The sequence below is a fragment of the Bacillus sp. B2-WWTP-C-10-Post-4 genome (assembly GCF_009183805.1).
Lineage (GTDB): Bacteria > Bacillota > Bacilli > Bacillales > Bacillaceae_G > Bacillus_A > Bacillus_A cereus.
In genome coordinates, this window is the sequence record NZ_WEII01000172.1 from 1 (window position 1) to 5688 (window position 5688).

Below are 5688 nucleotides of genomic sequence, written 5' to 3' on the forward strand. Positions count from 1 at the left end.
AAATTACGATGTTTATTTTGTAATATGTAATTTTGCATATCGTCCACTACTGATTCAAAATAACCTAACATTGTAATTTTCGTTTTCCAAAAATTCATGATTATGAACACATCTCATTAATTCTTGAACTTCTTATTCAAAATATCCGCATATACTGTGGCACCAGGGAAAACCATCACTGATATGATATATAAATTACGCTTCCATACAAGACTAGCTTAAAAATATTTTTCTTATTGCTCATTTTTCTATTTCCCCTCTATTAGAAGTACTCCTAGCACATCACACTAATAAAAACGATAATATTAAAAAATAAGGAAAGACATAATACGTATGTCTTTCCTCTAAAATTGTAATACTCAATATGCTCTTGGCTCTATTTGATTTTCCATTTAAATCCTCACATATCTTTCTTTATAATATCTCCTAACTCCATCCAATTTGTAATACGCGGGATATTGAGATATTGATTGTAAGAAGTAGTTTTTGCATATACATTTATCGGTTTTCCTATTAACGTTTCTAAAACAGCCGGCTTATCATCAAAGAAATAGTTTAATTTTATTTCTTGTATAAAGTGTATTTTTTCTTCATCCTTCATTCCATAGAAAAAGCGATCTTCATGTACCGGAAATCCTTTTTCTATTAACCATTTTTTTGTTTGCTCTCCATGCTCTTTAGGTCGCGCCGTTATATAGTAAATTTCATGTCCCTGTCTTTCTAATTCTTGCAATGTCTCTACAGCATACGGAAACGGTGAACAAGAAGTATAATAAATCTCATCCAGCAAACTATTCCACATATGACCGCCTTCCTCGGAAGTCATGCCAAATGCTTCATGAATTTCAATTGTTTTTAAAGAATGGAATACATCCAACCCTACTTTTTTGTTTAATTTCTTATTATATAAATGAAAAGCATGCTGCCTTAAATCAATTAGTGTATCATCGATATCAAATCCAAACTTCACTCTTCATCGCTCCTTTCTGCAATCCATTTATCGGAACATATAAGTAGTTTTTATTCCCCTTATTGCTCATCTTTCCGATATGCTGGATAGCCAATAAATCTATAATCTTTTCCAATCTGGGTAAATGATATATCCTTAAATTCAATTGCATCTTTCATTTTAGTAATACCAGTCCCCTCTACAAAACTAGGCGCCAATCTACCTCCAATAATTTTAGGTGCGAAATATAAAATAATTTTATCCATTAGTTTATTTTCAATAAACGAAGCATTTACTTCTCCACCACCTTCAATAAGCAGGGAGGAAACTCCTTTTTGTCCTAAAACATCAAGCATTTCATGTAAGTTTATATGCTTTTCTCCGCTAGTAACAAATACTTTAACTCCTGCATTTTCTAATGCTTTCTTTTTTTCCTCTGCATGATTACTTGTTGTAAATATCCAGGTAGGAGCTTCTCTATCTGTAACAACGTTAGCTTCCATCGGTATGCGTAATGTCGAGTCCAATATTACTCGAATTGGATTTCGGCCATTTGGAATACGCGTTGTCAATGATGGATTATCCTTTTGAACAGTATTCGCTCCTACTAAAATAGCCGCATTTTCGTTTCGTATTTGGTGTACTTCTTGTCTTGCTTCTGTAGATGTAATCCACTTACTATCCGATAAAGACGTAGCGATTTTCCCATCTAATGTAACTCCTGATTTAATCGTTACAAATGGGCGCTTTGTCAAAATATATTTATTAAAGACTTCATTCATTTTTTTAGATTCTTCTTCACACACTCCTACAAGTACTTCAATACCTGCATCTTGTAGAATTTTAATTCCACGTCCAGAAACAAGCGGGTTTGGATCAAGTGTAGCAACTACTACCTTCTTAATTCCTGCTTGTACAATTGCTTCAGCACAAGGCCCTGTTCTACCATGATGAGAACAAGGTTCAAGAGTTACATAAATTGTACCACCACGTGCCTGTTCTCCAGCCATACGTATCGCATGTATTTCGGCATGTGGTTCTCCGGCCTTCATATGTGCTCCGACCCCTACAATTCGATTATCATTTACAATTACAGATCCAACCAATGGATTTGGAGTCGTTTGTCCCTTCATAGCCTTGGCATTTTCTAGTGCTAGCTTCATATACAATTCATGCTCAAGCATGTAAGTGTCCCCCTTCAAAATGTCCAGAACGCTGAATCTTCGTTTGCAAATATTTCTCATTAAACTCTGAGACATCACCCCATAACGGTTCACGACTCGTAACATTTAATCCAGCTTTTTGTAACGCTTCTAATTTTTTCGGATTATTTGTAATAAGTTTTACAGGTTTTGAGCGTAGCGCTTTTAATACTTCAATTGTATCATCATAGTTTCGAACATCATCTTCAAAACCTAGGTTCAGATTAGCTTCTACTGTATCTAACCCATTTTCTTGCAAGAGGTACGTCATAGCTTTACTAAACAAGCCAATTCCTCTCCCTTCATGATTCGCTAAGTAAAATAAAGCACCTGAACCATGTTCTGTAATCATTTGTAAAGACTGCTTTAATTGGAATCCACAGTCACAACGTTTACTACCAAAGATATCACCGGTGTGACAAATACTATGCATACGAATTAGGGCATCTTCAGAATTCTCAAAATCACCATATACAAGTACACTAGATTGCTGCATATCAGCTAAATTAATAGATGAGAGTTTTTCGATAATTCCTTCTACACTATTTGTAACCTCACTACATTGTAACCAAGAATACCATTGAAAAACTTTAGTCTCCCCATATAAATTAATTGGCAATTTGATAGGGCCTACTAAATAAATATCCTTTCCATCTTGATGTATAAATTGAATTTTATCTTCTAACATATGAATTGTATCTGTTGTAACCATTAGGTACCTCCTAGTATAGAGAATCTCTAAAATTCTCTTCCATTGTTATATTTTTTATTGTTTAACTTACACAACGTAAGTGTTTTTACAGATGCTATTCTTTTTTCTCTCAGCTTATATGCAATATGTATCATTACAACTTTGGCCATTTAAAGAAAAGAGTTTTAGTTACATAAAACAACTTAGTTACTTTACGTAAGTGAGTATACATTCGTAATCAATTTACGTCAAGTAATTAATTATAAAAACATTTGTTACTAATAGTAAGATGTTATATAATTTATTTTAGGAGGTGAAGGAAAATGAATGATTCTACATTATGCCCTCGCTTTGAAAAAGGAATGAAATTTTTTAGTCAACGATGGACAGCACTAATTATTTACCAACTTTTTTCTGGATCTCAGCGCTTTTGTACACTTGAATCTTCTCTTCCTGTTAGCGGAAGATTACTTTCAGAAAGATTGAAAGAATTAGAACTAGAAGGAATTGTCGAACGTAAAGTCTTTCCTGAGACACCAGTTCGTATAGAATATTCTTTAACTCAAAAAGGATTTGCTTTAGAAGCTATTATTCGCGGAATAGAAGAATGGTCACAGGAATGGATAGAACTTGAGGAATAACATAAAAGCTTTTTCGTATATAGTTTTAAGTAATCAAATTACAGATACCTATTATTAAAACGCTAATTTTTCAAGCATTTATGAAAAGCTAGCGTTTTTTAATAAATAAAATGTAAGAAATAAAGCAAGGTGATCAAAACGATCACCTTGTTCCCTTACAGATTAAAATAGTGTTTTAAAATCTTTTATTCATACATACTCGATTAATAAAAAAAACGAATAAGCTTTTTTATTAATAAACAGTTTTATTTTTACAATACAGTTAGCTTCCCCTGCTATTTGCGGACAGTAAGACCACCACTGATTAAATTTCTATTTTATTACATTCGAATATTACTTATGAAATTTCACACGCTCTTCAAGTGGTTGGAATTCTTTTTCACCTGGTGCAGCTGTTGGATTACCAAATGGCATTTGTGCAATTAGTTTCCAATTAGCAGGGACATTCCATTCTTGTTTTACCTCATCGTCAATTAATGGATTATAATGTTGTAATGATGCCCCTAATCCCTCTGCTTCTAAACCTGTCCACACGACTAATTGGTGCATACCTGATGCTTGGTGTGACCAAATTGGGAAGTTTTCAGCATATGCAGCAAATTTTTCTTGAAGCGATTTAACGATAGCCTCATCTTCAAAGAATAATACTGTTCCATAACCAGCTTTAAAAGAATCCATTTTTTGTTGCGTTCCTGAAAAATCTCCATCTCCAACTACTTTTCTTAATGTTTCAGTGGTAATATCCCATAATTTATCATGAGCTTCACCAAATAATACAACTAATCGTGCAGTTTGAGAATTGAAAGCGGATGGAGTATATTTCACAGCAAACTCCACGATTTCTTTAATTTTTTCATCCGATACTTGTACCTCTTTATTAATCCCATAGTAAGTACGTCTTTCTTTCAGTGCAGTATAGAAATCTTTTGTCATAATTCCGTTCCTCCTAAGTTTTAATATTCTTCAAAATGATACATCTCGAAGATAATATGCGTTTAAATGAGTTCATTTTTGAATCATTGAACTTCCTAGCACCCATTGCCAGTCATTCTAAATCTAAACACACTGCTTCCTTCAGTTTTCCTAAAAAAAGCCTTATAACATCATTCATAAAATCTAATCATCATTCGGTACTATTTTACCCATTCTCTATTCATGTATCCTGCTTGTTTCATATTTACACAAATATGAAATGTAGCTACTTTAATCACCAAATTTCACATTAATTTAGAGCATCTTCAATTACAGCAATTTCGCTCACTCGAACAAAACGATGCAATTTAAAGAACATTGCAAAATTAAGTACTACCTGTAAAAGAACCCTCTTAGCCGACTATAAGAAAAAATAATAAAAAGCCAAAAACGAACAATAATATGTTCATTCTTGGCTTTTACTTAACCATCACATTTATTTTTACTATTGCTTCAAATGATTTTTAACTGCCCTTATTACCAATTCGTGATCTTCTTCTGGTGGTAATCCTGAAACTGTTATCATTCCAATAACCCCTACGTTTTTTATTCTGATAGGAAAACATCCACCAAACGCAGCGTATTCTGAAGTATCTAAAAGATATTTTTCATTATAGGAGACCCCAGTTATTTCACTTTGTATCTGCATATAATACGAGCTACGATCATGCAGGGAAACGACTCGTTTTTTACGCTCAATCCATTTCGTATTTTCCTCATTTGTCCCTGTCATCTTGAAATGAAATAATTGCACACCATTTTTCGTTATATCAACAGCAATCAATTTCCCCTCTCGCTTTGCTGTTTCAACGATAAATAAACCTAGTTGCAAGGCATCTTCATTTGTAAAAGAGGAAAATTGAAGTGTTTCCTCCTCTTTTAAAATTTGTTTACTTATTTCATTCAAATTTGAAGTACTCATATCTTTAACCTCCATAATTGTTTTATGCCACACCGACATTTTTTCGAAATTATTAGGCCATATAGTACAACCTTTCAATCAATCTGATTCTAAATAAACTACTGTAACATCTTTGGAAACTAGTAGTACCGTAAAGCTTGTTTTCTTCTTACTGGTGCTATTATGAATGACATTCAAAGTTATAAAAAGTACTATTCTACTTATCCCTATCTTACAGAGACTATTATGAAATATATTTAACATCTTAAAAATGTATGTACTAAAGAATAATATTTTTAATCACTAACTTTTTTGATCAATCGTTATAATTC

General features: G+C 32.8%; 6 protein-coding genes. 1 reads left to right on the plus strand and 5 read right to left on the minus strand.

Annotated elements, in window-relative coordinates; all coding sequences use genetic code 11:
- Positions 1-400: 400 nt before the first annotated feature.
- From GBN78_RS28045 to GBN78_RS28055, 3 genes are read right to left on the minus strand one after another with little or no spacing between them, the layout of a single operon-like run.
- Positions 401-970: a 5' nucleotidase, NT5C type gene (locus GBN78_RS28045; RefSeq protein WP_000668223.1), complete on the minus strand. Its 570-nt coding sequence runs from the start codon at positions 968-970 to the stop codon at positions 401-403.
- A gap of 59 nt (positions 971-1029) precedes the next feature.
- Positions 1030-2133: a bifunctional diaminohydroxyphosphoribosylaminopyrimidine deaminase/5-amino-6-(5-phosphoribosylamino)uracil reductase RibD gene (ribD, locus tag GBN78_RS28050; protein ID WP_000889429.1), complete on the minus strand. Its 1104-nt coding sequence runs from the start codon at positions 2131-2133 to the stop codon at positions 1030-1032.
- Positions 2126-2863, minus strand: coding sequence for a GTP cyclohydrolase II (locus GBN78_RS28055; RefSeq protein WP_000258865.1), 738 nt, complete (start codon positions 2861-2863; stop codon positions 2126-2128). The genes ribD and GBN78_RS28055 overlap by 8 nt, the downstream gene beginning before the upstream one ends.
- Before the next feature lie 302 nt (positions 2864-3165).
- On the opposite strand from GBN78_RS28055, the gene GBN78_RS28060 reads away from it, so the two are divergent.
- Positions 3166-3483, plus strand: a complete 318-nt coding sequence (locus tag GBN78_RS28060; protein WP_001000104.1) for a winged helix-turn-helix transcriptional regulator — start codon at positions 3166-3168, stop codon at positions 3481-3483.
- A gap of 333 nt (positions 3484-3816) precedes the next feature.
- On the opposite strand, the gene GBN78_RS28065 is transcribed toward GBN78_RS28060, so the two are convergent.
- Together GBN78_RS28065 and GBN78_RS28070 are read right to left on the minus strand one after the other, a co-directional pair.
- Positions 3817-4416 (minus strand): nitroreductase family protein, encoded by a 600-nt coding sequence (locus tag GBN78_RS28065; protein WP_000158938.1) that lies wholly within the window; start codon positions 4414-4416, stop codon positions 3817-3819.
- A 484-nt stretch (positions 4417-4900) separates the two neighbouring features.
- Positions 4901-5416 (minus strand): heme-degrading domain-containing protein, encoded by a 516-nt coding sequence (locus GBN78_RS28070; RefSeq protein WP_139016290.1) that lies wholly within the window; start codon positions 5414-5416, stop codon positions 4901-4903.
- Positions 5417-5688 lie beyond the last annotated feature (272 nt).